This is a genomic window from Mesorhizobium sp. M0227, assembly GCF_040321855.1.
GTDB lineage: Bacteria > Pseudomonadota > Alphaproteobacteria > Rhizobiales > Rhizobiaceae > Mesorhizobium.
Genome location: NZ_JAMYSJ010000009.1, coordinates 123,277 through 149,918, shown reverse-complemented (window position 1 = coordinate 149,918; position 26,642 = coordinate 123,277). Strand labels below are relative to the sequence as shown.

At 61.9% G+C, this 26,642-nt stretch carries 27 protein-coding genes; 7 read left to right on the top strand and 20 right to left on the bottom strand.

Annotated elements, in window-relative coordinates; all coding sequences use genetic code 11:
- Positions 1-41: 41 nt before the first annotated feature.
- From cbbX to NKJ00_RS15045, 7 genes are read right to left on the bottom strand one after another with little or no spacing between them, the layout of a single operon-like run.
- Entirely contained in the window at positions 42-980 is a 939-nt protein-coding gene (gene cbbX, locus NKJ00_RS15075) for a CbbX protein (RefSeq protein WP_023810399.1), read from the bottom strand.
- A 7-nt stretch (positions 981-987) separates the two neighbouring features.
- Positions 988-1,422: a ribulose bisphosphate carboxylase small subunit gene (locus NKJ00_RS15070; protein WP_013532057.1), complete on the bottom strand. Its 435-nt coding sequence runs from the start codon at positions 1,420-1,422 to the stop codon at positions 988-990.
- Positions 1,423-1,440: 18 nt separating this feature from the next.
- On the bottom strand, positions 1,441-2,934 hold the full coding sequence (locus NKJ00_RS15065) for a ribulose-bisphosphate carboxylase large subunit (RefSeq protein ID WP_013532056.1): 1,494 nt from the start codon (positions 2,932-2,934) through the stop codon (positions 1,441-1,443).
- A 21-nt stretch (positions 2,935-2,955) separates the two neighbouring features.
- A complete protein-coding gene (gene fba / locus NKJ00_RS15060) occupies positions 2,956-4,035 on the bottom strand; it encodes a class II fructose-bisphosphate aldolase (protein ID WP_352610606.1) in 1,080 nt (359 codons plus the stop codon).
- 11 nt (positions 4,036-4,046) lie between these two features.
- On the bottom strand, positions 4,047-6,059 hold the full coding sequence (tkt, locus tag NKJ00_RS15055) for a transketolase (protein WP_352630238.1): 2,013 nt from the start codon (positions 6,057-6,059) through the stop codon (positions 4,047-4,049).
- Positions 6,060-6,069: 10 nt separating this feature from the next.
- Complete coding sequence (locus NKJ00_RS15050) at positions 6,070-6,942, bottom strand: phosphoribulokinase (RefSeq protein WP_352610610.1); 873 nt, start codon at positions 6,940-6,942, stop codon at positions 6,070-6,072.
- 8 nt (positions 6,943-6,950) lie between these two features.
- Positions 6,951-7,997: a class 1 fructose-bisphosphatase gene (locus NKJ00_RS15045; protein WP_352630236.1), complete on the bottom strand. Its 1,047-nt coding sequence runs from the start codon at positions 7,995-7,997 to the stop codon at positions 6,951-6,953.
- A gap of 124 nt (positions 7,998-8,121) precedes the next feature.
- Between NKJ00_RS15045 and NKJ00_RS15040 the strand changes: the two genes are divergently transcribed.
- Together NKJ00_RS15040 and NKJ00_RS15035 are read left to right on the top strand one after the other, a co-directional pair.
- A complete protein-coding gene (locus NKJ00_RS15040; protein WP_127319312.1) occupies positions 8,122-9,060 on the top strand; it encodes a LysR family transcriptional regulator in 939 nt (312 codons plus the stop codon).
- Positions 9,061-9,252: 192 nt separating this feature from the next.
- Complete coding sequence (locus tag NKJ00_RS15035; protein ID WP_023810407.1) at positions 9,253-9,453, top strand: hypothetical protein; 201 nt, start codon at positions 9,253-9,255, stop codon at positions 9,451-9,453.
- A 15-nt stretch (positions 9,454-9,468) separates the two neighbouring features.
- Here the strand turns inward: NKJ00_RS15035 and NKJ00_RS15030 are convergent, their stop codons facing one another.
- The 6 genes from NKJ00_RS15030 to NKJ00_RS15005 are packed head-to-tail and all read right to left on the bottom strand — an operon-like array spanning position 9,469 to position 14,505.
- Positions 9,469-10,098 (bottom strand): hypothetical protein, encoded by a 630-nt coding sequence (locus NKJ00_RS15030; protein ID WP_023810408.1) that lies wholly within the window; start codon positions 10,096-10,098, stop codon positions 9,469-9,471.
- Positions 10,098-10,934, bottom strand: coding sequence for a lanthanide ABC transporter permease protein PedC (locus NKJ00_RS15025; RefSeq protein ID WP_050580490.1), 837 nt, complete (start codon positions 10,932-10,934; stop codon positions 10,098-10,100). Before NKJ00_RS15025 ends, NKJ00_RS15030 begins: the two co-directional genes overlap by 1 nt.
- A gap of 35 nt (positions 10,935-10,969) precedes the next feature.
- Positions 10,970-11,758 carry a lanthanide ABC transporter ATP-binding protein PedB/LutE gene (locus NKJ00_RS15020; RefSeq protein ID WP_128303321.1) on the bottom strand — a complete coding sequence of 263 codons (789 nt, stop codon included), beginning with the start codon at positions 11,756-11,758 and terminating at the stop codon, positions 10,970-10,972.
- A 55-nt stretch (positions 11,759-11,813) separates the two neighbouring features.
- Positions 11,814-12,257 (bottom strand): hypothetical protein, encoded by a 444-nt coding sequence (locus NKJ00_RS15015; protein WP_023810411.1) that lies wholly within the window; start codon positions 12,255-12,257, stop codon positions 11,814-11,816.
- Positions 12,258-12,285: 28 nt separating this feature from the next.
- Positions 12,286-13,257 (bottom strand): YVTN family beta-propeller repeat protein, encoded by a 972-nt coding sequence (locus NKJ00_RS15010; protein WP_352440192.1) that lies wholly within the window; start codon positions 13,255-13,257, stop codon positions 12,286-12,288.
- Positions 13,258-13,278: 21 nt separating this feature from the next.
- A complete protein-coding gene (locus NKJ00_RS15005; RefSeq protein WP_352630233.1) occupies positions 13,279-14,505 on the bottom strand; it encodes a lanthanide ABC transporter ABC transporter substrate-binding protein PedA1 in 1,227 nt (408 codons plus the stop codon).
- Between the two features lie 250 nt (positions 14,506-14,755).
- Here NKJ00_RS15005 and NKJ00_RS15000 point away from each other — a divergent pair, with 250 nt between their 5' ends.
- The 4 genes from NKJ00_RS15000 to NKJ00_RS14985 are packed head-to-tail and all read left to right on the top strand — an operon-like array spanning position 14,756 to position 19,122.
- Positions 14,756-16,585: a (5-formylfuran-3-yl)methyl phosphate synthase gene (locus tag NKJ00_RS15000; RefSeq protein ID WP_352630231.1), complete on the top strand. Its 1,830-nt coding sequence runs from the start codon at positions 14,756-14,758 to the stop codon at positions 16,583-16,585.
- A 3-nt stretch (positions 16,586-16,588) separates the two neighbouring features.
- Positions 16,589-17,140: a flavoprotein gene (locus NKJ00_RS14995; RefSeq protein WP_352630229.1), complete on the top strand. Its 552-nt coding sequence runs from the start codon at positions 16,589-16,591 to the stop codon at positions 17,138-17,140.
- Complete coding sequence (locus NKJ00_RS14990) at positions 17,133-18,527, top strand: DUF6513 domain-containing protein (protein ID WP_352630227.1); 1,395 nt, start codon at positions 17,133-17,135, stop codon at positions 18,525-18,527. The genes NKJ00_RS14995 and NKJ00_RS14990 overlap by 8 nt, the downstream gene beginning before the upstream one ends.
- A gap of 4 nt (positions 18,528-18,531) precedes the next feature.
- The gene (locus NKJ00_RS14985) at positions 18,532-19,122 is read left to right on the top strand and encodes a DUF447 domain-containing protein (RefSeq protein WP_127379793.1); all 591 of its coding nucleotides are present in this window, start codon (positions 18,532-18,534) and stop codon (positions 19,120-19,122) included.
- Between the two features lie 19 nt (positions 19,123-19,141).
- On the opposite strand, the gene NKJ00_RS14980 is transcribed toward NKJ00_RS14985, so the two are convergent.
- On the bottom strand, positions 19,142-20,179 hold the full coding sequence (locus tag NKJ00_RS14980; protein WP_352630225.1) for a hydantoinase/oxoprolinase family protein: 1,038 nt from the start codon (positions 20,177-20,179) through the stop codon (positions 19,142-19,144).
- Positions 20,180-20,212: 33 nt separating this feature from the next.
- Here NKJ00_RS14980 and NKJ00_RS14975 point away from each other — a divergent pair, with 33 nt between their 5' ends.
- The gene (locus NKJ00_RS14975) at positions 20,213-20,923 is read left to right on the top strand and encodes a HisA/HisF-related TIM barrel protein (protein WP_352630223.1); all 711 of its coding nucleotides are present in this window, start codon (positions 20,213-20,215) and stop codon (positions 20,921-20,923) included.
- A gap of 137 nt (positions 20,924-21,060) precedes the next feature.
- Here NKJ00_RS14975 and fae read toward each other — a convergent pair whose 3' ends face one another.
- The 6 genes from fae to NKJ00_RS14945 form a co-directional block, all read right to left on the bottom strand.
- The gene (gene fae / locus NKJ00_RS14970) at positions 21,061-21,567 is read right to left on the bottom strand and encodes a formaldehyde-activating enzyme (protein ID WP_013532036.1); all 507 of its coding nucleotides are present in this window, start codon (positions 21,565-21,567) and stop codon (positions 21,061-21,063) included.
- Between the two features lie 149 nt (positions 21,568-21,716).
- Positions 21,717-22,592 (bottom strand): triphosphoribosyl-dephospho-CoA synthase, encoded by an 876-nt coding sequence (locus tag NKJ00_RS14965; RefSeq protein WP_352440195.1) that lies wholly within the window; start codon positions 22,590-22,592, stop codon positions 21,717-21,719.
- Positions 22,589-23,536, bottom strand: coding sequence for an ATP-grasp domain-containing protein (locus tag NKJ00_RS14960; RefSeq protein WP_352630221.1), 948 nt, complete (start codon positions 23,534-23,536; stop codon positions 22,589-22,591). The genes NKJ00_RS14965 and NKJ00_RS14960 overlap by 4 nt, the downstream gene beginning before the upstream one ends.
- A gap of 135 nt (positions 23,537-23,671) precedes the next feature.
- Positions 23,672-24,628: a methenyltetrahydromethanopterin cyclohydrolase gene (gene mch / locus NKJ00_RS14955; protein WP_352440197.1), complete on the bottom strand. Its 957-nt coding sequence runs from the start codon at positions 24,626-24,628 to the stop codon at positions 23,672-23,674.
- Positions 24,625-25,719, bottom strand: coding sequence for an ATP-grasp domain-containing protein (locus NKJ00_RS14950; protein WP_352610622.1), 1,095 nt, complete (start codon positions 25,717-25,719; stop codon positions 24,625-24,627). The genes mch and NKJ00_RS14950 overlap by 4 nt, the downstream gene beginning before the upstream one ends.
- 13 nt (positions 25,720-25,732) lie before the next feature.
- Positions 25,733-26,626, bottom strand: a complete 894-nt coding sequence (locus tag NKJ00_RS14945; protein WP_352610624.1) for an NAD(P)-dependent methylenetetrahydromethanopterin dehydrogenase — start codon at positions 26,624-26,626, stop codon at positions 25,733-25,735.
- Positions 26,627-26,642 lie beyond the last annotated feature (16 nt).

Sequence of the window (26,642 nt, the reverse complement as noted above, 5' to 3'; positions counted from 1 at the left end):
TGTCTGCGCTGTTGGTCTCTGCGCCAGCCGGCTCCATCCCGTCAGCGCATCTTCGTCTCCGGTTCGCCTTCGAGTTTCCCTTCCGCGAACACGCGGCTGCCGCGGATGTCGGATTCCTCGATGGTGACAAGATCGGCCTTGGTCAACACCCTGCTGCGCGATGCGAAAAGCCGGTTGGCCTGCCGCAGCCGTGCCCGATCGAGCCCATTGCGGACCGAACGCGCGTTGGAGAAATGCGGCAGCCTCATGCGGATCGGAAGATACTCTTCGAGCGCACGGGATGCCGCCTCGCTGAGGCGATAATTCTGCTCCGCGAGCATAATCTCGGCGATTGATTTCAGTTCGCTGACACCATAGTCGGGGAAATCGAGATGGTGGGCGATGCGCGAACGCATACCGGGATTGCTGTCGAAGAAGCGGTCCATCTTGTTCTTGTAGCCGGCAAGGATCACAACCAGATCGTCACGGTTGTTCTCCATGCACTGCAGCAGGATTTCGATCGATTCCTGGCCGTAGTCGCGTTCGTTCTCGGGCTTGTAGAGATAGTAGGCCTCGTCGATGAAAAGCACGCCGCCCATGGCACGCTTGATCACCTCGCGGGTCTTGGGCGCGGTGTGGCCCACATACTGGCCAACAAGATCGTCGCGCGTCACGGCGACCATGTGGCCTTCGCGGACATAGCCCAGACGATGCAGGATTTCGGCCATCCTCAGCGCCACGGTGGTCTTTCCGGTGCCGGGATTTCCCGTAAAGTTCATGTGCAGCGTCGGGGCGCCCGAGGTCAGCCCGAACTTGCGGCGAAGCCGGTCGACCAGGAGGAGAGCGGCGATCTCGCGGATGCGGGTCTTGACCGGCTTCAGGCCAACGAGTTCACGGTCGAGCTTGTCCATCACCTCGTCGATGTTGGAGGCCTCGAACTCGGCCTGCAGATCAACCGTCGCGTCCTGTGCGGCAGCGTCCTTGGTCATCGCGTTCAGCATGGTTCAGCTAGCTCCGCTCGCCCTCGGGCCTGTCGGTCGCATAAGGCACGATCGAATAACCCTGGCTGCGGCCGTCGCGCTCCTGGCGCAGCAGCCGGAACCCGGGTTCGCTGGGCGGCCGGTTGACAATGAACGACATGCGCGGCGCTTCCCAGCCCTTGGTCGAATCGAAGGCGGTTACCCGCACATACATGTTCGGACAGGCTTTCCGGCATGCATTGACCTCGAGCAGTATGCCCGCCGGATCTTTCAAATCGAACATCGGGTTGCCGTACATTTCCCAGTAGGTGTTTCGCGGATGCGGATCGTCCGTGTACTCGACGCTGACCGCCCAATGGTTCTTCAGCGCGTATTTGATCTGCGCCGAAATCTGCTCATCGGTCAGGTCTGGCAGGAACGAGAACTGTCCCTGCGTGACCTTGTTTCCCGGATTGGTCATCATGACGATGGTTCCTTTCGTCTAGAAGCTGGGCGTTGCGGTTGGCACGAAGTCGGCCGTGTCGGTCGATTCGTAGTTGAAGGTGACGTCCTTCCAGGTCTCCAGGGCAGCCTTCAGCGGCGTGCACCATCTGGCCGCCTGTTCGAGGATCTTGGTCCCTTCGCGCAAATAATCGCGCCCCTCGTTGCGGGCCAGGATCATCGCTTCCAGGGCGACGCGATTGGCCGTCGCGCCTGCCTGGATGCCGTCCGGATGGCCGATTGTGCCGCCGCCGAACTGCAGGATGACGTCCTCGCCGAGATAGTGGATCAACTGATGCATCTGGCCGGCATGGATGCCGCCCGAGGCGACGGGCATCACCTTGTTGAGCGAGGCCCATTCTTGATCGAAGAACAGCCCGGTTTCGAGGTTCTGCGGCGTGCGCTCCTCACGCAGCGTGTCATAAAATCCCTTGATCATGAGCGGGTCGCCTTCCAGCTTGCCGACCACCGTGCCGGCATGGATGTGGTCGACGCCGGCCATGCGCATCCATTTGCAGATGACGCGGAAATTCATGCCGTGGTTCTTCTGGCGCGAATAGGTCGAGTTGCCGGCACGGTGCAGGTGCAGGATCATGTCGTTGCGGCGTGCCCACTTGGCCATAGATTGGATCGCCGTGTAGCCGATGACGAGGTCGATCATGACGATGCAGGAGCCAAGCTGCTTGGCGAATTCGGCGCGCTCGTACATCTCCTCCATCGTGCCGGCGGTGACGTTGAGATAATGGCCTTTGACCTCGCCGGTGGCAGCCGACGCCTTGTTCACGGCCTCCATGCAGTAGAGGAAGCGGTCGCGCCAATGCATGAAGGGCTGCGAGTTGATGTTCTCGTCGTCCTTGACGAAATCGAGGCCGCCCTTCAGCGCTTCGTAAACGACGCGCCCGTAATTGCGGCCCGAGAGGCCGAGCTTCGGCTTCGTCGTAGCGCCGAGCAGCGGCCGGCCGAACTTGTCGAGCCGCTCACGCTCCACCACGATGCCAGTCGCCGGCCCCTGGAAGGTTTTGAGGTACGCGACCGGGATACGCATGTCTTCCAGCCGCAGCGCCTTGACTGCCTTGAAGCCGAACACATTGCCGATGATCGATGCGGTCAAATTGGCGATCGAGCCCGGCTCGAACAGGTCGAGGTCGTAGGCGATGTAGGCGAAGTACTGTTGTTCGGTCTTGGTTCCGGGACCGGTGTTCGGCACCGGCTCGGATCTGAACGCCTTGGCGCGGTAGAGCTCGCAGGCGGTCAGCCGGTCGGTCCACACCACGGTCCACGTCGCGGTGGAGGATTCGCCGGCGATGGCGGCCGCCGCCTCCTCGTGGTCGACACCGGGTTGCGGCGTGATCCGGAACATCGCGATCAGATCGGTTTCCTTGGGCCTGTAGTCAGGCTCCCAATAGCCCATCTTCTTGTAGGGGATGACCCCTGACTTGTAGCGTTCCTTGCCTTCCTTGAGCGTCCCCGCTGGCAGTATGTCGATCTTGTTCATGACAGGTCTCCTGTTTGTTGCTCAGGCGGCTTTCGCGGTTGCGATATGGGGGTCGAGTTTTCCCGCGGCGTAACGTTTCGCCATCTCGTCCATGGCGATGACCTTGATCTTCGAGGCGTTGGAGGCCGTACCGAAACGCTCGAAGCGGTCCCGGCAGAGATCGCGCAAGGCATCCATGGCGGGTTTCAGGAATTTGCGGGGATCGAACTCGCGCGGGTCTTCCGTCGCGACGCGGCGGAACTGTCCGGCCATGGCCATGCGGCAATCGGTGTCGATGTTGACCTTGCGCACGCCGAAGCGGATGCCGCGCTCGATCTCCTCGACCGGAACGCCAAAGGTCTGGGGCATCTCGCCGCCGTATCTGTTGATGATGTCCTGCAGCTCCTGCGGCACAGAGGAAGAGCCGTGCATGACCAGATGCGTGTTGGGCAGCTTCTCGTGGATCGCCTCGATCACCTGCATGGCCAGGATGTCGCCGTCCGGCTTGCGGGTGAATTTGTAGGCGCCGTGCGAGGTGCCGCAGGCAATCGCCAGCGCGTCGACCTGGGTTGCAGTCACAAAATCGACCGCCTGATCTGGATCGGTCAAGAGTTGGTCGTGAGAGAGCGCGCCCTCGGCGCCGTGGCCATCCTCCGCCTCGCTTTGGCCGGTTTCCAGCGAGCCGAGCACGCCCAGTTCGCCTTCGACGGAAGCGCCGACCCAATGCGCCATGCGTGCGACGCGTTCGGTTATGGCGACGTTGTAGTCGTAGCTTGCCGGCGTCTTGGCGTCCGCCATCAAGGATCCGTCCATCATCACCGAGGTGAAGCCGTGGCGGATCGCGGAAAGGCAGGTGGCCTCGCTGTTGCCGTGGTCTTGATGGATGCATAGCGGGATGGCCGGGTGGATTTCGGTCAGCGCCTCCATCATCTTGGCCAGCATGATGTCGTTGGCATAGGACCGGGCGCCACGTGAAGCCTGGATGATGACTGGCGCGTCGCAGGCCTTGGCCGCCTCCATGATGGCGAGGCCCTGTTCCATGTTGTTGATGTTGAATGCCGGAACGCCGTAGCCGTGCTCGGCGGCATGGTCGAGAAGCTGGCGAAGGGTGATGCGAGCCATTGTGAATCCTCCTAGATGATGAGCTTCAGCGCCGCTGCAGCAACCGCTTCGGACGTTATGTTGAAATGCCGGTAGAGGTCGGGGGCAGGGGCGCTGGCGCCGAAGCCGGTCATGCCGACGAAAGCGCCGGTCTCGCCGATCCAGCGGTCCCAGCCCAGCCGGGCTGCCGCTTCGACCGCGACGCGCGGCGCCGAGCCGAGAACGGCCTTGCGGGTGGCGCTTTCCTGCTCCTCGAAAAGCTCCCAGCACGGCATCGACACGACGGCGGCGGCGACGCCATGCTCGGTCTCCAGCCTTTCGGCGGCAGCAACCGCGATCTCGACCTCCGAGCCGGTGGCGATCAGGGTGACGGCGCGGTGCTTTGCCGGCTCGCGCAGGATGTAAGCGCCCTGGCAGGAGCGGTTCTCGTCGCTGTGCGACCGACGCAGCATCGGCAGGTTCTGGCGCGACAGCACCAGGACGCTAGGCCGATCCTTGCTCTTTAGCGCGAGTTCCCAGCACTCCGCCGTTTCGATGACATCCGCCGGGCGGAAGACGTTGAGATTAGGCGTGGCACGCAGCATCGCAAGGTGCTCGACCGGCTGGTGCGTCGGGCCGTCCTCGCCGAGGCCGATGGAATCGTGTGTCATCACATAGATGACGCGCTGGCCCATGAGCGCCGAGAGCCGCATCGCGCCGCGCGCATAATCGGCGAAGCACAGGAACGTACCGCCATAGGGCACGAAACCGCCATGCAGCGCGATGCCGTTCATGGCGGCCGCCATGCCGTGTTCACGAATGCCGTAGTGAATGTAGCGGCCGGCATAATCACCCGGCGCAATGCGGTTCATGCCCTTGGTGATCGTCAGATTTGAATGCGTCAGATCGGCCGAGCCGCCGACGGTCAATTCCGTTGCGCCGTTGATGACCTCGAGCGCCATTTCGGAGGCTTTTCGCGTCGCCACCTTGGTTGCCTTCTCGACATGTTCGCGACGAAAGGCGTCGAGCGCTTTGAAGACGGTGTCGGGCAGTTCGGCGGCGACGGCGCTCTCGAAAGCCTCGCGCCGCGGCGAGGCGGCAAGCCGCTGCTCCCAGTCGCGCCGCATCGCTTCGCCGCGACCGGCAATCTCGCGCCAGGCGAAAAGGATATCATCCGGCACATCGAACGGCGCGTGGGCCCAGCCGATGTTTTCGCGTGTCGCGGCGATCTCTGCTTCACCCAGCGGTGCGCCGTGCGTCTTCTCCGAACCGCCGAGATTGGGGGCACCCATGCCGATCACTGTGCGGCAGGCAATCAGCGATGGCCGATCCGACCGCCGCGCCGACTCGATTGCCGCGGCGACTGCCTCCATGTCGTGGCCGGCGACGCTTTGGACATCCCAGCCGGCGGCCTTGAAGCGCGCCGGCTGGTCCATCGACGTGGAGAGGGAGGTCGGCCCGTCAATGGAAATCGCATTGTCGTCCGAGAAGACGATCAGGCGGGAAAGCTTCAGGTGACCAGCGAGGTCTATCGCCTCGTGACTGATGCCCTCCTGAAGGCAGCCGTCGCCCGCAATCACATAGGTATGATGATCGACCAGATCGGTACCATAGCGGGCGGCAAGCATACGTTCCGCCAGCGCCATGCCGACCGCCGTGGAAATGCCCTGTCCGAGCGGTCCGGTGGTGGTCTCCACGCCAAGCGCATGGCCGTATTCCGGATGTCCGGCGGTGCGGCTGCCCAACTGCCGAAATCGCTGCAATTCCTCGATCTGCATGTCTTCATAGCCAAGCAGATGATGCAGCGCGTATTGCAGCATCGAGCCGTGGCCGGCTGAAAGCACGAAACGGTCACGGTCGGGCCAGCCCGGCCTCGACGGATCGATGTTGATGAAGCGGTTGAACAGCACCGTTGCGACATCGGCCATGCCCATCGGCATGCCAGGGTGACCCGAATTCGCCTTTTGGACGCTGTCCATCGCCAGCGCGCGAATGGCGTTCGCCATGTCGCGCTCCGAGACGGGAGCGGTTGTGGTGACGGGCTTCAGTGCTGTTTGGCTGGTCATTGCATCCTCCTCACGACACACGGCTCTTGCGTTCAGTCAATTGCAGAATGAGCGGCGTCAGGATCAGCTGCATGGCAAGATCGAGCTTGTTGCCTGGCACCACGATGGAATTTGGCCGCGACATGAACGAGTCGTGGATCATCGACAGCAGATACGGAAAATCGATGCCGCGCGGATTGGCGAAGCGGATAACCAGCATCGATTCGTCGGGCGTCGGAATCCAGCGCGCGATAAACGGGTTGGACGTATCGACGATCGGCACGCGCTGGAAGTTGATGGCGGTCTGCGAGAATTGCGGGACAATGTAGCGGACATAGTCGGGCATCCGGCGCAGGATGACGTCCATCACCGCCTCGGTGGAATAGCCGCGTGTCGAACGGTCGCGATGGATCTTCTGGATCCATTCGAGATTGATGACCGGCACGACGCCGATCTTGAGATCCGCATGCTTGGCCAAATTGATCGTGTCGGTGACGACACAGCCGTGCAGCCCCTCGTAGAAGAGCAGGTCGCTGGGAGCGAATTCGCGCCATTCGGTAAAGGTTCCCGGGGGCGTGCCGTGCTGCTTTTCCTCTTCCTCATCATGAATGTAGGTGCGGGTCTTGCCGGTTCCGCGGCGGCCATATTCCGCGAACACCTCTTCGAGAATTCCGAGTTCGTTGGCCGCGGCATTGAAATGGGTGAAGTTCGGGTTGCCGGCCTTTTCCTCCTCGGCCACCTTTCCCTTCATCGCCGCGCGGTCGTAGCGGTGGAATGCGTCGCCTTCGATGAAAGCGGCCTCGATGTTCTCGCGCCGGAAAATCAGCTCGAAGATGCGCTTGACCGAGGTCGTGCCGGCGCCCGACGACCCGGTGATGGTGATGATAGGGTGTTTGGCTGACATGGTGCTGCTCAGGCTCTGAACAGGCCGCGGCGGCTGAACAGCGGCGCACGCTCACCGATGTTGCTCGGCTCTGTGTGGTAGCGGGTGATGCGCGCGACTTCCCGCGCCGACCCGAAGATCATCGGCACGCGTTGATGCAGGCTCTCGGGTTCGATTTCCAGGATGCGGTTGATCGCATCGGTGGCGGCACCGCCAGCCTGTTCTATGAGATAGGCGATCGGGTTGGCCTCGTAGACGAGGCGCAGCCGTCCCTGACCATAGCCCTTGCGCCGATCGCCGGGGTAGAGAAAAACGCCGCCGCGCATCAATATGCGGTAACAGTCGGCAACCAGAGAGGCGATCCAGCGCATGTTGAAATCCTTCTCGCGCGGTCCTTCGGTGCCCTCCAGGCAGTCGTCTACATAGAGCCGCACGGCCTCGTCCCAGTGCCGGTAGTTGGCGGCGTTGATGGCGAACTCCTGAGTGCGTTGCGGAATGATCCGGCTTTCATAGGTCTGGACGAAGGTTCCGAGCCTTGTCGAGAAGACGAAGACATGCGTGCCGCTGCCGAGCGACAGGACGAGTGCCAGCTGCGGCCCATAGATGAAGAAACCGGCGCCTAGCTGGTTCACGCCCGCCTGCAGGAAAGAGGCGGTCGGATCAGCGTCCGGCGCGCCAGTTGCGGTCAGGAGCGAGAAGATCGTTCCGATCGACACGTTGGTGTCGATGTTGGAAGAGCCGTCGAGCGGGTCGATCGCGATGGCGAGTGGCGCTTGCCTGTCGAGCAGGACCGGCTGCTCCAGTTCCTCGGAGGCGTAAAGCGCGACCGGTGCGCGGCGCATGGCGTCGAGGAAGATGTCGTCGGAGAAGACGTCGAGATCCTTCTGGACGTCGCCGTCGGCATTGGCGCCACGGGTTTCGGCAAAGGCGGCGCCGAGCACCCCTTGGTTGATGGTGTTGCGGACCTTGATGGCGGCCTGTGTCAACTGACGGACGGTCGTCACAACTGCCGAGCGAAATTCGTCAGGCTGGCCGAGATAGGAGTTCAGAAAAGCGTCGAGCGTTGCCGCTGGCATCGTAACCTCCCGGTCGGGCCGCATCTCCTCGGAGCGGCTGGACTGGAGGAATGGAAACAAACGTCGCCAGATAAGTAAAATTCAATAACTTTACTTAACCAGTAAAAATAATTTAGTGTGCGGCATGAGAAACCTCACGCTTAAGCATTTCAAGACCGTCCAGGCAATCATCAAGTGCGGCAAAATTGTCAGCGCAGCCAAGATGTTAGGTCTGTCTCCTCCAGCGCTGACAATCCAGCTGCGGCAAGTGGAGGAAGAATTCCAGCTGGCTCTGTTCGACCGAACGTCGGACGGCATGCGTCCCACTGCCGCAGGTCGGGCTTTCGTCGAGACGGCGCAGGTTATCGAGGAGCATCTCGGTTTGCTCGAAGACAAGATGGATGCCATCAAGGGCGTACGCACCGGCAGCTTGAGGCTCGGCGTTGTTTCCACCGCCAAATATTTCGCGCCGCGGCTGATGGCTGCGTTCATGAAGGACCATCCCGACATCGACATGCGGCTTGCCATCGGCAACCGTGCCCAGACGATCGACAACCTCAGGAACCACGACATCGATATCGCGCTGATGGGGCGCCCGGCGAAGGAGGTTCCGGTGCGTGCTTCGGTCTTCGGCGATCACCCGCTGGTCATCATCGCGCCGCCCGACCATCCGTTGGTCGCGGCGCGCGATATCTCCAAGGAGCGCATCGCCGAGGAGCATTTCCTTATTCGCGAGCCCGGCTCCGGAACCCGCATCTCGTTGGAAATATTCCTGAGCGACGTACCTGGGCGCATCGACGACCTCGGTGTCGAGATGGCCTCGAACGAAACGATCAAGCAGGCGGTGATGGCTGGTCTCGGCATCGCCTTCATCTCTGCCCACACCATCGCTGCGGAAACCGAAGCAGGCCGGCTTGTCATCCTCGACGTTGTCGGCATGCCGATCCGCCGGCAATGGTTTTCGGTGATGCGAACCGATCACGCGATCTCGCCGGCCATGGCCACGTTCAACGATTTCCTGATGCGCAAGGGCGCGATGTATCTGCCCCTTTTCGGAAAGCTGTATCCAGACAAGGCGGGATGACATTGCACGAACGCAACGGATGAAAGCCCGGTGGATAACGCTCGCGATCGTTGGTGTTATATAAGCAATATGTTATGTTGCAGTGCGAAAGAGCGGGGGCCACGTCCTTTCACACCCGTAAGCGATCCGTATGTGCAACCCCTGCAGAAATCTCCCGGGTAGGGTTCGGGAATTCGATGGGGAAAAGGGGTAATGCTTTACACACTCGTTATGATGGTCTGCCTGACGGATGTACCGCGGACCTGCGAACAACGCGAACAAATGGTAGACGGTCTGGCGATGAATCCCGGGACTGCCTTCATGCAGGCGCAGCCGCTGGTGGCTCGGTGGATCGAGACGCATCCCGGTTATTTCGTGCAGCGCTGGCGTGTGCTGCCTGGCAGGGGGTCATGAGGCAGGCGCCAAGGTCTATTTCTTCACGACGAGCGTTTCCGAGACGGTCTTCGACAACTGGTAAAGCCGCTGCTCGATTATCGTGGGCACATCGCAGACATAAGTCAGCGACTGGACCCGTTCGGTGAAAATTCGCGTCGCGAAATTCAGCTGGTCGGTTCGCCGTTCGACTTCGTCCGGATCCGCATCGGCCTTGGCGCGCAGCGCGTCGACTTCGGATGCTTCCTTGCGCAACTGTGCCGCCATTTCGAGCTGTTTGTGCGCATAGCGGGAGATGCCGGAGATCACGTGCGAACGCTCGGCGTCCATATGGTCGAACATTCCCTGCACCAGCATCGTCATTTTTGGTGCGACCTGCTCGGCCGACAGGGAAGTCGCGAAATCCTTGATCTCTTTCTGGGCTTCGGCAATCGGCGTCCGCCGGGCCGCCACCGCCTCGACAAGCGCCGACACACGGGCATCCTTCGCCCAATCTTTCGCGGTCGCAGGAAGCTCCGGCCCATTCCAGATCTGGCCAAGCGAGAGCTGTGGCACCTTACGCTGCATGCAGGGCCAGTCGGGATCGGTGTTTGCCGCGCCGGCGCTCCCCATCGAGGCAAGCGTGGCGACCAGAACCAGAGTGTGAGCAAGCCTCATTCGCGCCATCAGGCGTTTCCTCCCATGTCCTGTTTGCGGATCACCAAACCGCGCGAAGGATCGTATGCGATGATGGCGCCGCCCAGAAACAGCAGCGTGCAGCCGGCGACGACGCCCAGCGACAGCCATTCGATCTGTCCGTAGAAGGCAAAGCGGATCAGTTCGACGGCATAGGTGAACGGGTTGCAGAGGCAGATCTTGTAGAGCAGCGGGCTCGCCTCCTGGATGCGCCACAAGGGATAGAGCGCCGGAGACGCGAAATAGCCGGGAAAGATGACGAAGTTCATGATGCCGGCGAAGTTTTCGAGCTGCTTGATCAGCGAAGACAAGAGCATACCGAGCGCGCAAAGCATCATGCCCGACAGGAACAGTGCCGGCAGCACGTAGAGGTAGCCGAGTGGCGGCGCCTTGACGCCCCACAACCAGGCAACGATCAGGAACGCGTAGACCTGCACGATCGATACGGCCACACCGGCCAGCATCTTCGACACCAGCAGGAACCAGCGCGGAAACGGGCTGACCAGCAGGATGCGCATGTTGCCCATCTCGCGGTCGTAGACCATCGACAGCGAAGACTGCATGCCGGAAAACAGCAGGATCATGCCGCAAAGGCCCGGTGTGATATAGACCTCGTAGAGCACATAGGTCTTGTAGGGCGGGATGATCGACACGCCGAGCACCTGGCGAAAGCCGGCGGCGAAGATGAACAGCCAGACGAGCGGCCGGACCAGCGAGGAAATGAAGCGTTCGCGCTGGTGCAGGAAGCGCAGGCACTCGCGCAGGACGACGCCTTTCAGGCAAATGAGATAGTGGCGCAGGCCGAATGGCTCAGACCGCACCGGCATGATGCCGGCGACCTTTCCAGGCATCGCAGGAGCGCTCATGGCGACGTCTCCGCCATGCCCGCCGCATCGACGCGGCTGAGCTTCGAAAAGGTTTCGCGAATCGAATTTCCACCGTTCGCACGGGTCACATCCGACACCTTGCCGCTCGCGACCAGATCACCCCGCCGCAGTATGACAACATGGTCGGCGTCTTCGACTTCGTCGATCAGATGCGTGGCCCAGAGCACGCCGATGCCCTCTGCCTGGACGAGCTTGCGGATGGTGGCGAGGATGCCCGCGCGGGATTCGATGTCGAGGCCGACGGTCGCCTCGTCAAGCAGGAGCAGGGAAGGTCGGTGAAGCAGCGCCCTGGCGATTTCGATGCGTCGCATCTGACCGCCGGAGAGGCTGCGTGCCTTGTCGTGCTGGCGGCCCTGCATGTCGACCGTTTCAAGCAGCGCGGCAATGCGCTGGCGAGCTTCGCGTCCGCCAATGCCATGCAGCGAGGCGTGGTAGGAGAGATTCTGGTAGACGCTGAGGTCGAGGTCGAGCGTGCGTGCCTGGAACACGATGCCGACCCGTCTGAGTGCTTCGCCGGACGCGCGGCGAATGTCATGGCCGAAGATGCGGATCGATCCGTGACGCGTGTCGTAGAGGTGGCTTATCAGTGAGAACAGCGTTGTCTTGCCGGCCCCGTTGAGGCCGAGCAGAACGGTGAAAGTCGCCGGCGCGATCGAGAAGGAGACGTCGTTGAGCGCCCGCTTCTGGCCATAGGAATGGCTGACGGCGCCGACATCGAGCGCCGCCACCTCTTCTCCCGGACCGTTTGTCCTCATATGCTGCATGCCGGGTCGCTCCTTCAGGACGCGTTGGCTATCTGGCGCCCTGGTCGCCTTTGTCTCACTTGATCGTAATCTTGCCCTTCAGTCCCTTGTCGGCAAGGTCGGGAACCGACCAGGTATATTCGCCCGGGCGAACGGTATGGAACTGCACCTGGATCGTTCCCGCATCGTCGAATTCCAGCCAGGCTGGTCCGCCGTCCATATGCACTTCCAAATCGTTGATGACGATCTGGTCCATCCAGACATTGCGGAAGAGGTCGGTCACGAACTTGTATTCGAAACCGCCTTTGGAGGTGATCTTCCAGCGATACCCCTGGCCGGCGATCAGCTCGAAGTCCTTCTGATTGACGGCATAGGTGGAATCGGCCGAACCGATAATCAATTCCGGCAGGTTCTTGCTGGCACGCGACGGTTTTGGTGTTGCGTCGTCGGCGCTTGCTCCGATCGGAGCAAGGACAAATCCGGCGAGCGCGGCGAAGAAAAACCTGCGGCAAAGTTTCATGTCTTGACCTCCCGATGATCAATGTCTGCTATTTGGGCGAAATGACCACACCCCAGGGCTGCTGGCCCACGGTGAGCGATTGGACCGGCTCGTCGGTGGCCGTGTCGATGAAGGTGATATCGTTGGAATTGCCATTAGTGGTGATTAGCGTTTTCTGGTCGGGCGTGAAGGCCAGATGCCAGACGCGCTGGCCGACGAGGATGTATTTCTCCACCTCGTAGGTATCGGTATTGATCACCGCGACATGGTTCGCCGGGCCGAGCGCGACATAGGCTTTCTTGCCATCGGCACTGATGGCGATGCCTACCGGCTGGATGGTTTCGGCCCGCAGTCCCTGAATCGCGAACTGGATCTTCTTCACCACTTCGCGTTTGGCGTTGTCGATGACGCTGACGGTGCCGCCAACCTCGGCGCTGACCCAGACCTGCGTGCCGTCGGGCTTGAAGTCGGCGAAGCGCGGGCGCGTGTCGACCAGCACGTTGTCGGTCACCTCATGCGTGCCGGTGTCGATGAAATGCGCCATGCTGGTGGTTTCCGAAGTGTTGACCATGGTCTTGCCATCGGGGCTGACACCCATGCCTTCCGGTTCCACGCCGACCGGAATCTCGGCCAGGACCTGCTTGCTTTCGACGTCGATGGCGGTGACGAGATTATCGTCCTCATTGGCGACATAAAGCGTCTTGCCGTCCGGCGAGAGCACGAACAATTCGGGATCGGGGCCGGATGGCAGCGTACCGACGATTTCAAGCGTCGCGGTATCGATGATCTGGACCGTATCGTCATCGCTGGCGCATAGGTAGACGAACTTGCCGTCATGCGAGATGGTGATGCCGCGCGGCCTCTGGCCGACTTCGACGGTCTTCATCACCTGCATCGTCGCCGTGTCGACGACGGTCATCGTGTTGTCCTTCTCGTTGGAAACGTAGGCCGTATAGGCCGATGCGGGGCTGACTGTCAGGCCGGCCGCGAGAATGGCGAATGCGCAAGCTCGTTTCTGCACGCAAATTCCTCCCGATTGACTCTACTTGAGAGCGCATTTCGTTTCCGGCTGATCGACACCGAGCGTGTCGAGTTCGGAGACCTGGTGAAGATAGCCCTCTTGTGGCGATGTCGAGACGACGGACTTGGTATCGCCAAGCAGGATCGGCTGGCGAAGCTGGAGGTTCCATTTGCGGAAGGTCAGCTTCTGCCCCTTGAAAGCAGCAACCGAAAAATCGTCAGAGCGCATGTAGTCGCTGATCTTTTTCGCATCGTCGCCGTTGGTGCGCGTGGTGGCCTCGCCGACGGCACGCACCGCCGTCCAGGCCGACATGTCCTTGGAGAGCATCCGCCGGCTCGTCGTCTTCAGGAAGCGGCTCTGCATCTGGATGCCGCCCCACTGTTCGCTGGCGGGATGCCACGACGATGCAACCAGACCGGCCGTGCCGGCGACCAGCCGCGGCGTCCAGGTGCGATAGGGCACGTAGGTCCCGAAAACCTCGCTTTCGTCGGCGACAAGCACCACGTCATGCTCCGGGAGATCTTGCGTGAACACGGAAATCTGCTGCTGTATCTGCGTGGCGCCGGTGTCGGTGCGCCTGGCTGTGCCGGTATCCTTGAATTCCTTCTCGGCGACGATCTGGCCGCCGAAGCGGGTCGCCGCGCGGCGCAACGCATCGGCGTAAAGATCCTGCTCATGCGATCCATAGAGCAGCACCCAATTCGGCCACTTCTTCACCATGAGATACTGCGCCAGCGCATCGGCCAGCATGCTGCGCGTCGGCGCGATATGGAAAACGTTGATGCGGCAGTCCTCCTCGCGAAGGCTGTCGTCGGTCGCGCCGACGTTGAAGATCAGCACGCCTTTTTCGCGGGCGATGTCGGCGATCGACAGCAATTGTTTTGCTGAAAGATCGGCGACCACATAGCGGTCGCCTTTGGCGATCAGGTCCTCGAATGCCCGAACCGCGTCGCCTTCGGGTTTGATCTCGGTCACGTCCAGGCTGAATTTCTGGTTGGTGAACTTTCCCGTCGTGTTGTTGTCGCCGATTGCCACCTCGGCGCCGGCGACACCTTCGTCACGTGGCGGCAGGTCGAGCATGGAAAGCGTCAATTGCGGTGCGTAGGCCCGCAAATAACCTATTTTGATTTCAGTTGTCTTTTTTTCCGGCTTCGCCACCGTTTCCTGGCCTGTCGCGTCGGAAACGTTGACGGTCAGGGAAAAAAAGCACAAAAAGGCAGCGAGAGTGCCTGGCACCGCGCTCGTCATCGATAGTAATTACCCATTCTTGCGCAAAGGTTCGACTGTTGCCGGACCCGCGCCAAGTCAAGGTGCCCATGATCAACTTAGCCGACCCGCAAAATTTATCAAACCCTATCGGACGACTTTTCGCGCCTGCCAGAACGGTGCGGAAAGTCGCCAGCGTCGATTCGCGTGGCAACGCCGACGAGACGTGGCGCAGGGATCTCGACTGCCTTTATAAAAACGTCTTGTCCTCCAAGCTGGAGAAACTGTTCAAATGACCAGAATGCTGGCAAGCGTCACCGGCATCGAAGAGGCGGAGATCGCTCTTTCTGGAGGTGTCGACATCGTCGACCTGAAGGACCCGAAGGCGGGAGCCCTGGGCGCGGTGTCCACGGAAACCATGCGCCGAACGATTTCGTTCATCGCTGGTCGGGCTCCGGTCAGCGCGGTCTGCGGCGACCTGCCGATGGAGCCCGAAACGATCCGCATCAAGGCCGAAGAGATCGCGGCGACCGGCGTCGACTATGTGAAGATCGGATTTTTCCCTTCGGCAAATATCTCTGCCTGCGCACAGGCGCTCGAACCGCTCGCCGCACGAACGAAGCTGATTGCCGTGCTGTTTGCCGATCTGGCGCCGGACTTCGAACTTCTGCCGATATTCGCCAGGCATCGCTTCCATGGCGTGATGGTTGATACCGCGCAAAAAGGGAAGGGCCGGCTGCTCAATCATCTGCCGCCGGAGCGTATTCCGGGATTCGTCGATCGCACGAAATCGCTCGGTCTGATGGTCGGCCTGAGTGGATCGCTGGAAGCTCCGGATCTTCCGCGCCTCTTGCCTTTCGCTCCCGATTTTCTCGGCTTTCGGGGGGCGCTGTGTGGCCATTCCGGTCGCACGAGTTCGATCAGCGCCGAGGCGGTCTCGCAGATTCGAGAGTTGATCCCGGCGGAATCCGGGACCGGCGGTCAATCGAGTATCGACTATCGCCTGTTGGCGGCGAGAGGCTATTCGCCGGACACCGACCCGACACTGGGCACGGACAGGATTTTTGTGCGGGATTTTGTTCTGCCGGTCCAGATCGGTGCCTACAGCTTCGAGCATGGCCATACTCAAAAAGTGCGCTTTGATGTGACCGCCGACGTGCTGCAAATCACCGACCATCCCGAGGACATGCGCCATGTATTCTCTTATGACATCATCATGGACGGCATTCGCACCATCGTCGCGCGAGGCCATATCCAGCTCAGCGAGGCTTTGGCCGAGCAGGTGGCGGCGCACGTCCTGGAGAACCAGCGTGTCGTGCGCGTCACGGTAAGGGTGGAAAAGCTCGAGCTCGGCCCTGGCGGCGTCGGCGTCGAGATCGAACGCAAGCGCCAATCGGCGGGACGCGGTGCTGCCTCCGGCACTGCTGGCCGAAAAGACCGAAGCGTTGTTTTCCGACCGCGCCAGGAACGCCCCGAAATGCTCCGAAGGGCCATCGTCAAGCTTGGCGGCAGCACGGCCCATGCGGCGGAGATGAAGAGCTGGATCGCAGCGCTGGCGGGTTCCAGGCTGCCGATCGTCATCGTGCCCGGCGGCGGGCTCTTTGCCGATCATGTGCGCGAAACGCAGACCCGCATGGATTTTTCCGACACCGCCGCACATGCCATGGCGATCCTGGCCATGGAACAGTTCGGCCATGTCATCCTCGACCGGGACGAAAGGCTGACGCCGGCGCGGTCGCTGGATGAGATCGGGCGAGCGTTGGAGGCGGGGAAGGTTCCGGTGTGGCTGCCGTCCTCACTGGCACTGCCGGCGCTGGATGTTCCGGCCTCCTGGGACATTACCTCCGATTCTCTGGCCGCCTGGCTTGCCGGCAAGCTTGGCGCAGACGCGCTGTTGCTTATCAAACAGACCGGTGCATTCTTCGACGGCGATACCGCTGACAGCCTGAGGACCCGAGGCATTGTCGACCCAGGCTTTGCCGCCATGCTGCCTGACGGCGTCGATTTCCATCTCGCCGGTCCGAAGGATGCTGCCGAGGCCGGCGCGATGCTCGCGTTGGGCAAGCTGCCCGGCATCAGGATCGTGGCTTCAACAGGGTCGTCGGCAAAGAAGGCGGGATAGCCGATGGTGAAGCTGCATGTGCCGCGCTGGGCGTGGGTTTTGACGGGTTCCGGGCATTTTTTTACGGAGAGCTTCGCACTTGTTCGCCAACTCGAACACTGCGATGTCTTCGTGTCAAAGGCCGCCAACGAAGTGCTGCGCATGTACAAGCTTAAACTTGATTTCCCGGAGACGACGCGCGTGCTGCACGACAAGACCGCGAGCGCGATCCCGGTCGGCGAATTCTACCACGGTGTCTATCACACGGTCGTGGTGGCGCCGGCCACGTCCAACACGGTCGCCAAATGCGTGCATGGCATTTCCGACACGCTCGCCACCAATGTCTTTGCCCAAGCGGGAAAGTGCCGTGTGCCAGCCATCGTCTTTGCTTGCGACACCGCGCCGGAACTCGAAACCCAGGCACCGCACGGGCTAGTCAAGGTCTATCCGCGCGGGATCGACCTGGAAAATACCAAGCAGTTGAAGAGTTTCGAGCGGACCCAGGTGGTCGAGTCGCTCGCTGATCTCGAAGCCTCGCTCACACGGCGACAGGCCGAACTCGCAAGCGATGGCTGAGCGGCTGGTTTTTCTTACCGGCCATCTGGCCAAGGCGCGGCTGGAACGGCTGCTGGCCGGGCTGGGCAAAACCGAATTCGCGTGGGAAATCGTCGACGTCGGCGTCAAGGTCGCCGCGCTGATGAGCGAGGACATTGTGAAGCGTCGGCTCACTCTGACAGGAGACGTCGACCGCGTAATCCTGCCCGGACGCTATCGGGGAAACATCGAGCACCTGTCGGAGCATTTCGGCGTGCCTTTTGTGCGCGGCCCCGACGAGATCGCCGACCTTCCGGCCTTCCTTGGCCGGGCGGGCAAACCGCCGGATCTGACGCGTCACGATATGCGCATCTTCGCCGAGATCGTCGATGCGCCGATGCTGTCGGTCGAGGCACTGATGGCGAGGGCCTCGATGCTAGCTGCGGCCGGCGCCGATGTCATCGATCTGGGCTGCCTGCCGGAGACGCCGTTTCCGTTGCTGGCGGAGGCTGTGCGAGCGCTCAAGGCACGGGGATTCATGGTCAGCGTCGATTCGGCCAGCGTGGACGAACTGACGATCGGGGCACGCGCCGGCGCGGACTATCTTCTCAGCCTCGACGAGAACACGCTGCCGTTGATCTTCGACCATAGGGCTACGGCAGTGTTGATACCTTCCACGCCTGGCGATCTGGATTCGCTCGGCCGGGCCATCGAAGCCGCGCAAAAGGCCGGCGTTGCCTTCATTGCCGATCCCGTGCTCGACCCGATCCATTTCGGCTTCGCCGTTTCACTCGGGCGCTTCATCGAGGCGCGGCGCCGCTGGCCGGACGTCGAATTGCTGATGGGCACCGGCAATCTCACCGAATTGACCGACGCGGACAGTTCTGGTGTTACGGCCGTTCTAGCGGGACTCTGCTCGGAACTCCGGATCCGAAACGTGCTGGCGGTGCATGTCAGCCCACACACGGTGCGGACGATCGAGGAGCACGATATCGCCCGCCGCGTCATGTTGGCTGCTTGCACGGACGGCGCCTTGCCGCGCGGCTATCACCCAGGCCTGTTGCAGGTCCACGATCGCAAGCCTTTCACAGCCTCAACCGACGATATCGAGGCATTGGCGGCCCAGGTGCGCGATGCCAACTTCCGGATCGCGGTAGCGGAGGACGGCATCCATGTTTTCAATAGCAAAGGGCATGCGGTTGCCACGGATGCGTTCGAACTTTTTGCCGGGCTGGACGTCAACGCCGATGGCGCACACGCTTTTTACCTCGGCGCCGAACTGATGAAGGCCGAGATCGCGTGGCGCCTCGGCAAGCGTTATGTGCAGGACGAGCCGCTCGCATGGGGCGTTGCCGCGCCGGCTCCCGAACCCGACCGTACCCGTCTTGCCGAGCCGGGCAAGACGCTCCGCGCAAGGAAAGAGCGCTAGGACCATGCCCTACATTCGCGAATCGATCATCACGACGGTCAACAAGGCAGGCAACGTCCACATCGCGCCGATCGGCATCATCGCCGAGAATGACGGCTGGGTGATTGCGCCCTTCCGGCCGTCGGTCACGCTCGACAATCTCGCCGAAGTGCCGTTCGCCATCGCCAATTATACCGACGACGTGCGTGTCTTTGCCGGCTGCCTGACAGGCCGCAAGCATTGGCCAACTGTTCCGGTTGACGGGTTTCCGGTGCCGAGGCTCGAGGCCGCGCTGGCGTATTCGGGCCTCGAAGTCCAAGCGGTCGATGACAATGGCGTGCGCCCCCGCCATTTCTGCCGCGTGGTGCGGGAGGAAGCGCTTGCGCCGTTCACCGGCCTTAACCGAGCCAAGGCGGCGGTGCTTGAGCTGGCCATCCTGGTCAGCCGGCTCGGCATGCTGCCGCGCGACAAGATCGAGGCGGAAATCGCCTACCTTTCGATCGCCATCGAAAAGACAGCAGGCGACGGTGAAAAGGAAGCCTGGGGCTGGCTGATGCAGCGTGTCAGCGATCATTTGACCGCCAAAGGTTCCGGGAGCGAGGACGCGCGGGCTTAGGCCGAGCGCCGCATCCTGCTTACGACGGATATCCCGCCAAAAGCGCTACCGCGGAAGCGGGTGCCGCGCTGCTCGCTTGGCCGCGAACGGTGTCATCCGCGGGGATGATGTCGGCGAAATCGACGTAACTGCGTTCCATGCGTTGGGCCAGTCGCTTGATCTGCCAGCGACCGCTTCCGGCGCCGACGATCGGGACGTCCCGAGGCAGGGTTCCGGCAACCAGCGACGCTGCATCGTGCACTTTGCGCAGTTGCTGCTCGCTGAACCAGCGCGCGACTTCACCCCATTCCGGCGGGGTAAGGTCAGTGGCGTCGCGCCCGACCATGCGCGCCAGCCGCGCGATCGAGCCATCCACGGTCTTTTCCTTGCCGTCGGCGGGAGGGTGCCTGTCGTCGTCCTCGTCGAGCACGCCCAGGATGCGGTGAGCGTCGGCGATTGAGGCGAAATACTCGTTCATCAGCGGCGTTAGCCTGCCACGGACGGGAGCCGACGAGGCTACGCCGAACAGGAATGTTCTGGTAAAGCCGGTATAGACCAATTCGCCGGTTAGAAGCCGTCCGGCGTCGGTGTAGCCGTCATTGGCCACGGCGCCGTTCTTGATGGCGATGATATCGGTGGTGGTGGAGCCCATGTCGACGAACAGGGCATCGCCGGCAAGTTTTGCCACCAATAAGGCTGTCGCGTGCCAATTGGCGGAAGCCACATCGGCGCCTAGCTGCGCTGCCCGCTCGACCCCGACGAAACCGGATGGTCCGGCATAGACCAGCTTTTTGTCTGTGGGGAAATGGGTGGAAATCTGACCCAGCAGAGCCGCTACGCCGACATCGCGAGACGGAAAGATGTCCGACAGTTCGCCTGTCATGGTGAATGCGTTGAGATCCGCACCCGCGTAGATCGGAGCCGTTTCGTCGAGGGCTGAAGCCAGCTTGTGCAGCCCTTGCCAGAGCGGCGTTGCGATCGTTACCGCCTCGACGATGCGACCGTCTTGTGCGCGGGTCACCTTCAGATGTGCGCCGCCAATGTCGAAACCGGCAATGATGCCCTTTCTTTTTTCCACGCTTCAAGCTTTCATGACGGGGGCAATTGGTCGGTGAAAAAAGCGTTGCGTGTCATTCCGGTTCTCGACCTGAAAGACGGCGTGGTGGTTCGCGCCCAGCAGGGAAAACGCGATCGCTACAGGCCGATCGTTACGCCGCTCAGCCGAAGCCCTGATGTCGTCGCGGTCGCTGAAGGACTGCGTGGGCTTTATCCTTTTTCGACCTTCTACATCGCGGATCTGGACGCTATCGAAGGCGGTGTGCCAAACAGCGACGCACTCGCCCGGCTGAGGACGATGGCGGAGCCGCCGGAACTTTGGGTCGATGCCGGTGTGGCCGACGAAAAGACACTTTTGGCGGCGCTTGCCGAACGCTCGCTGTCTCCTGTTTTGGGCTCTGAATCGCAGCGGGACGACATGTTGCTGCGGCGTTTTCGCGATCATCCCGATCTCATCCTGTCCCTTGATTTCGTCGGCGATAGTTTTTGCGGACCGCGTTCTCTTCTCGATGAGCCCGAGCTTTGGCCGCAAAAGGTGATTGTCATGACGCTGGCCAAGGTCGGTGCGGCCGCCGGTCCCGACTTCGGGCGGTTGCAGGAGGTCAAGGCCAAGGCCGGAAATCGCGCCGTCATCGCGGCCGGCGGCGTCCGAGATGAGACCGACATCAGCGCCTTGTCCGCGATGGGTGTCGCCGCGGCGCTGGTCGCAACCTCATTGCACAACGCTACGCTCACCCCCGGCCGCCTCGCGTCACTCGGCGCCTGACAATCGTCGCTCGTCAACTCCCGAAGGGCGAGCGCCCTTCGGGAGTTGACGTTTCAAAAGCCCAGAACCTTTTTCAGCCGGCGCAACAGACCATCCGTCTCAGAAGAGGGTTTTTCCTGTGCGGGGCTGTCTCTTGTCTAGGCTGCGAACGGATGCTTGACCTTGTCGCGCTGGGCCGTTGCTTCGGCGGCGGTCGGCGTTCCTGCAACGGCGCGCTGGATAGCTTCCTTTGTCGCCTCGTAATTGTATTTCTGGATCTTGGCGTCGTCCGCCGCGTCCCAATGGATGAATACCCCGACGCAGATGAACACGTCGTCCGCTTCGTTGGCCGGAATGGTCCCGTCCGCGACGCTGTCCTGCACGGCCTTTGCCACGGCGTGCTGCGCCGGGCCGAACATCTGGACCGCCTGCTTGGCGCCCTTGATCGTGACCTTGTTGAACATCACGGTGTTGGGCTTGCATTGAAGATTGGGCGCGATCACCGCCAAAAGCGAAGTAAAGCCGTCCTTGTTGTTGGTAAGCGCGTTGCAGAATGCCGTTTCGACCGCGCTCCCCCGCGGGCCGATGAGCAGGTCGACATGCGCGACTTCGTTGCCGTCTCCCACCAGCGATTCACCGACCATAACCTTTGAGATTTTTGCCATGCCAATTTCCTCCAAGACACAATTATGGTGTCCACGGACGCTGCAACCGAGCAGGCGCTCGATGGACAGCTATCCTTGTTGGCAGCGTCCGGATTTGCCCGGACCGGTTGGCTAGATAGCCGCGGAAGCACAGCTTCCGCTTTTGGAAGTCAAGCACCAACGCCGCGATTATGCAAGGTGAGGGCGAGGGTGTGGACTAAAAGAGTAGCCACGGTGAGGTCGGCCGAGGTGCCGGGATTGATGTTGTCGGCCTTTAACCGACGGTCGAACTCCATGAGCAGGCGAATGCGAGACGGTTCGTCGCCCTCGGCATGGAGCGCCGCCTGGACGGCAACGGCTTCCTGCCGCGCCTGATTTGCGACGTCAACGCCGTGCTTGCGCATCACATGGCTGTCGGGGAAGTCGGCGAAAAACGCCATGTAGACGAATATCGTCGGCCACATGCCGGTTTCTCCACGTGCCAACGCTCCATCCAGCGCCGCGAGCCCGACCCCGAACACGTCGCCGAAACAGCTGCCGTACTGGCGGGCGATCATGTCGCGGTCGGTGGCCTCCCGCATCGCGTCCAGCAAATGGATCTTCGGCTCCTGCCGCACATCGTTGGCGGCTTCTCCGAGGCCACCTGGCGCGGCCGTGACGATCGCCTCGAACACCGCCTTGGTATCCTGCACGCTCAAAGCCCGAAGCAGCGAGTCGAGATTGTCCTGCAGTCTGTCACCGCTCATTTCGGCGGCGCATATCAGTGGCCCTGTCAGAAGGATGATTCCGAGATTGGTATTGGTTGCGACCGCCAGTCGGGTCGCGCGCACCGCCTCCAGCATGCGCTGTCCGACCGGCAGACGAGGATCGGTCAGCGGCCCGGAAGAAACCTCCGCACTCATCATGAATTGAGCGGCCGACATGCCGTGTCCGTCGGCGAACAGATGGACGTTGCCCGGTTTGAGGGCTTCGATCTCCATCCTGCAGGCATCCTTGTAGCTGGCCCGGAGGCGTTCACGCGATAGCGCCAACCTAGCGGCCCTCACGAATTCGCAGGCGCGGCGAAACGGTAGGGCCGCGGCGCGGCGGCCGCTTCGGCGCGGTCGGCCAGGAGTTTCAGCAAGGCATCGGCGATTGCTTCGGCGATGTTCACGGCGACCACCGATTGCAATCCCGACCAGGCGGGCATGCTGTTCACTTCGAGTATGAGCAGATTGCCGTCGTCAGCCCGCACGATGTCCACGCCGGCAAAATCCGCGCCGACCGCAGCTGACGCGGCGACAGCCAGCGAGGCCAGTTCCGCCTTGCCATGTTCGGAAACCTGTTCCGGCACGCCGCCCCTGTTGACGTTCGTGATCCAGTCGTCGCTGATGCGGCTCATCATCGCCACGGTCTCGCCGGCGCAGACAAAGACGCGAAAATCCCGGAAAGGCGGACCGGCACGCGACACATATTGCTGAAGGTAGTAGACGCTGTTCACCTCTTCTGCGGCCGGCAGGTCCGAGAGCGTGCGGATCAGCTTTATCCCGCGGCCTTGCGCCCCGAACAATGGTTTCAGCACCAGCGGTCCCCGCGGAAGCTCTTGCGCCGCGATCTCCTCGGCGACGGCAAGTCCTTCTACGGCAAAGGTGCGTGGCGTAGGCAGGCCGGCATTTTTCAAGAGGAATGTCGTCATCGACTTGTCGACGCAGCGCTCGATCGCCTGCGCGGAATTCCACACGGGAACCGACAGTCTGCTTAACGCGTGCAGCACGCCGAGGCGCCGGGTAATCGCTTCGAACGATCCAGCGGCGATCGAACGGACGAGCACGGCGTCGGGCAGCGTGCCGCCGAAGCCAGGGATCGAAAGCCCGCTCGGGCTGCCGGTGTCGAATGCGATAGCCGCCAGCGGCGCGGCTGCAACGGCGGCGCCCCGCCGACCAAGCCCTACCGCCAGGCCGTTGGAGCCGGTGTCCACTTTGTCGCTGACGATCAGGATGCGAGGGATCATGTGGCCTCTCGGGTGCGGGAATGTCGGCGGCGCGAGCGATTCCACGCCCTCATTGCCGCGTCCGCGGCAGGGCTGCACGAAATGCAGTCGTCGGGCAGGCGAATGACGGACGAATCCCTTTGCACCGCCATCCTCTTAGCCGAGACTCCGTTCGAGCATCTTCAGATCACGCCCACCGGCGCGAAACGTATCGCCGGTTTCGATCGCTGTCACGATCACTTCGGCCGGGCTGAACAGCAGCGGGTCGATGGCATAGAAATCGCCCTTGAACCGCGTGAAGATCTCGGCGAAGGGTTGGCCGTAGTCCCGTGAGGCGCTGCTTGGGAGTTTTTCCGCGAGTTTGCCAGCTTCTTTCGCCGATCCTTTCACGAAGAGCTGGACGCTGCCGCCATAGATGATGGCATCGTTGGTTCGGCCCATGGCGGTCAGGAAATCCGGATGGGGGGCGGGGATCGGAGCCGTTCCGATGCCATCGACAACGTTCTCCAGCGGGAATTTGAGATCGTTGATCTTGTGCAGGGCAACCTCGAGCGCGCGCGCAACGATCTGCACGCCGCCGGCAAGGCTTTGTGTCGGCGCATAGAGGAAGGTGAGCTTTTCCGTCGCCAGTCCAGTTGCCTTGCCCACTTTCTCAACGATCGCGCGGGGAGGCGGTTCGGCCGTCTCCAGGATAAGCACCGCGGACGATGCGATGTCGCGATAGGAAAGTGTTTCGAACAGCGGTTCGACCCGGGCGAGTGCCCGCGCCGGTCCAGATCCCATGGCGAAATAGTCCTGGCCAGACAGGTTCCAGCCCGCATACTGGCTGCCCAGGCAGGCTAGCACCGGCTGCGAAGATCGCGCTTCGACGGTGAACGGCCATTGCTGTGAAGCGCGATCCATGAACACCGAAACGCTGCCGAGACCGCCCATCGCGGCCTCAGCCATGCGCAGCCCGGCTTCGACGCTGCCGACGGTCTTGGCGCCGGCATCGATCAGGCGCTCGCCCAATGGCCCCGTGGAGACGACGATACGCAGGCGTTCGGCGTCGCCGATCATGCCGTCAACGATGCGCTGTGCATTGTCGTTCAGGAATGCCGAACCGTCTTTCATGTCCGGTCTCCTTCCCATTGGAGTTGCAATTGACTGGCTTGTCCCTTGATGAGCCGCTTGGTCGATTGGACGCTCGGACCGCGTGCGAAGACCGTGCAGACAGGGTCGCCGGCAATCAGACGGGTGCCAGCCGACTGCTGGTCCGCTGTCCATTCAGGCCAGGCGATCGACGGAAAGTGAGTGATTGGCGTCGCGGCGTAAGTCACCATCGACGCCATCGAATCGACGAAGCGCGGCAAGCGGAAGACCTGACCCGTCGCGGCGCGCAGATGCGCTTCGATCAATGGCGCTTCGACATCGTCGAAAATGTCGAGGGTGGCGCCCGGCCTCGGATTGATCTCGATGAACTTGTAGCCATCCGGCCCGCGGATGAGATCGGCGCTGCACAATCCAACCAGGCCGGCGCGCCGCGTCAGACTTGAGAGCCAACCGCCGATGAGCGCCGCCTGTCTGCGATCGAAGCGTCTCAACCGCACGGCGCCGCCATAGCGATAGGGCGCTGTCGGGGAGGGGGACGTCCACTGTTGGCTGAAGCCCACGATGTGCGCGGTTTGCCCGTTGCCGACGAACAGGGCCGAGATGCTGCGTCCGGCAACGAAGCGCTGGAAATAGCGGCCGGCGGTCGGGCTTTCTCCGGCTGCTCGTCTGACGTGCCCGCCGCCGGCGCCGCCCGCGGTCTTGACCACCCAGTTCTCCGGATCAGGCGGCTGGTCCCATCGCAATTGCGGATGCGGGATGCCGAGTTCGGTGCAATCATCAGCCAGCAACTGCGGATCCTTGATCCTGCGGATCGCGCCGCCGCCATTGCCTGCGAGCGGAAAGTGTCGCGCGATCTTGTCCACGGTCTCAGGCATCCGCTCAAACCCAGAGCCCAGGATAATGGCGACCGGGAGGTCGTCGCCAGCCAATCGCCGAAGCGTGTCAATGATGCGCTCGCCATCGACGCCCCCCTGCAGGTCGCCCGGCAATATCGTCGCGCGTTCTGCGAGCGCGACGGTGTCCGTATCGCAAAAGAAATCGGCGACCAGCGGACGATAACCGGCGCGACGCGCGGCGGCGGCCAGCGCCCGGCCTGAAATTGCCGCGATCAAAAGAGATCCGGCGTTACTTGGCAATCTCGCGTGCAAGGGAAAACGCTTCCTGAAAATCGAGCGTGATCGTCTTTTCGGATTCGATCATTCTTTTGAAGAGACCGAATTCGACCTTATATTTGACATTGCCAATGGCAAGCGGACCAATGCCGACAGCTTTTGCCGTTTCGAGTGGATCACCATTGGCATTGACGGCCAATCCTTCGATGCCGGCCGGGGGAACAGCATTGACGTCGGCCGCAATAAGCAGGTCATTGCCTTTCAATTGGGCTTTGGAGACCACTTGGACGCCGGCTTTAGCGCAAGCCAGGATAATTTCGTTTGCCTCGGCCAGCTTTGTCTTGCGGGCGTCGCTCGATCCGTCAGCGGCATCGACGATGATGTTGAATCTGCTTTCGATCTCGGCCGCGATCTGCTTGACCCTTTCAATGCCGTCATGGCCGACAAGTGTGACCCGTGCACCTTCCTCTGCCGCGATGACGGCGGTGCAGAAGCCGACGACGCCGGTGGCGCCGAAAACAGCCACCCTCGTATCCCTGAGCCCACGCTGGAATTTCTTCTCCAGCGCCTTTTCGACCTTGGCCACCATCGCCGCGGCCGTGGTGAACGAGCCGGCCGGATCGGCAAATACCGAAACCTGGAAAGGCGGCACCATCGCCTTCTTCGCGGCGTCGAACATGTCGAGCGCCAACGAGGCATCCTTCCCGGCGATGAAGATGCCGGTGTCGACACCCGCATCCGGCGGGCGCGAAAAGATCGCGTCCTGGACCAGGCCTGTCACTTCGGCGAGGCTTACATCGACATAGGGGACGACGGCGTCGAAACCTGCGTCGAGCGCCATATTCACGTCGAAGGGGCTCATCTGCTTCAACGGTGTCAGCATGTGCAGGATGTGTTTGCGGGCCATTTCTTGCCTTTCTGCC

Bases quoted from the DNA above. Each gene is read 5' to 3' on its own strand.
- NKJ00_RS15045 (WP_352630236.1), bottom strand. From the start codon at position 7,997: ATGCCAGCGGCAACGCTCGACGCTTTTCTGAACTCCTATCTCGGCCAG.
- NKJ00_RS14995 (WP_352630229.1), top strand. From the start codon at position 16,589: ATGGTGAAGCTGCATGTGCCGCGCTGGGCGTGGGTTTTGACGGGTTCC.
- NKJ00_RS15035 (WP_023810407.1), top strand. From the start codon at position 9,253: ATGCTTTACACACTCGTTATGATGGTCTGCCTGACGGATGTACCGCGG.
- NKJ00_RS15025 (WP_050580490.1), bottom strand. From the start codon at position 10,934: ATGCCGGTGCGGTCTGAGCCATTCGGCCTGCGCCACTATCTCATTTGC.
- cbbX (WP_023810399.1), bottom strand. From the start codon at position 980: ATGCTGAACGCGATGACCAAGGACGCTGCCGCACAGGACGCGACGGTT.
- NKJ00_RS14960 (WP_352630221.1), bottom strand. From the start codon at position 23,536: ATGATCCCTCGCATCCTGATCGTCAGCGACAAAGTGGACACCGGCTCC.
- NKJ00_RS14985 (WP_127379793.1), top strand. From the start codon at position 18,532: ATGCCCTACATTCGCGAATCGATCATCACGACGGTCAACAAGGCAGGC.
- fba (WP_352610606.1), bottom strand. From the start codon at position 4,035: ATGGCTCGCATCACCCTTCGCCAGCTTCTCGACCATGCCGCCGAGCAC.
- NKJ00_RS15000 (WP_352630231.1), top strand. From the start codon at position 14,756: ATGACCAGAATGCTGGCAAGCGTCACCGGCATCGAAGAGGCGGAGATC.
- NKJ00_RS15020 (WP_128303321.1), bottom strand. From the start codon at position 11,758: ATGCAGCATATGAGGACAAACGGTCCGGGAGAAGAGGTGGCGGCGCTC.
- NKJ00_RS15040 (WP_127319312.1), top strand. From the start codon at position 8,122: ATGAGAAACCTCACGCTTAAGCATTTCAAGACCGTCCAGGCAATCATC.
- NKJ00_RS15070 (WP_013532057.1), bottom strand. From the start codon at position 1,422: ATGATGACCAATCCGGGAAACAAGGTCACGCAGGGACAGTTCTCGTTC.
- fae (WP_013532036.1), bottom strand. From the start codon at position 21,567: ATGGCAAAAATCTCAAAGGTTATGGTCGGTGAATCGCTGGTGGGAGAC.
- NKJ00_RS15015 (WP_023810411.1), bottom strand. From the start codon at position 12,257: ATGAAACTTTGCCGCAGGTTTTTCTTCGCCGCGCTCGCCGGATTTGTC.
- NKJ00_RS15030 (WP_023810408.1), bottom strand. From the start codon at position 10,098: ATGGCGCGAATGAGGCTTGCTCACACTCTGGTTCTGGTCGCCACGCTT.
- mch (WP_352440197.1), bottom strand. From the start codon at position 24,628: ATGAAAGACGGTTCGGCATTCCTGAACGACAATGCACAGCGCATCGTT.
- NKJ00_RS14945 (WP_352610624.1), bottom strand. From the start codon at position 26,626: ATGGCCCGCAAACACATCCTGCACATGCTGACACCGTTGAAGCAGATG.
- NKJ00_RS14990 (WP_352630227.1), top strand. From the start codon at position 17,133: ATGGCTGAGCGGCTGGTTTTTCTTACCGGCCATCTGGCCAAGGCGCGG.
- NKJ00_RS15065 (WP_013532056.1), bottom strand. From the start codon at position 2,934: ATGAACAAGATCGACATACTGCCAGCGGGGACGCTCAAGGAAGGCAAG.
- NKJ00_RS15050 (WP_352610610.1), bottom strand. From the start codon at position 6,942: ATGTCAGCCAAACACCCTATCATCACCATCACCGGGTCGTCGGGCGCC.
- tkt (WP_352630238.1), bottom strand. From the start codon at position 6,059: ATGACCAGCCAAACAGCACTGAAGCCCGTCACCACAACCGCTCCCGTC.
- NKJ00_RS15005 (WP_352630233.1), bottom strand. From the start codon at position 14,505: ATGACGAGCGCGGTGCCAGGCACTCTCGCTGCCTTTTTGTGCTTTTTT.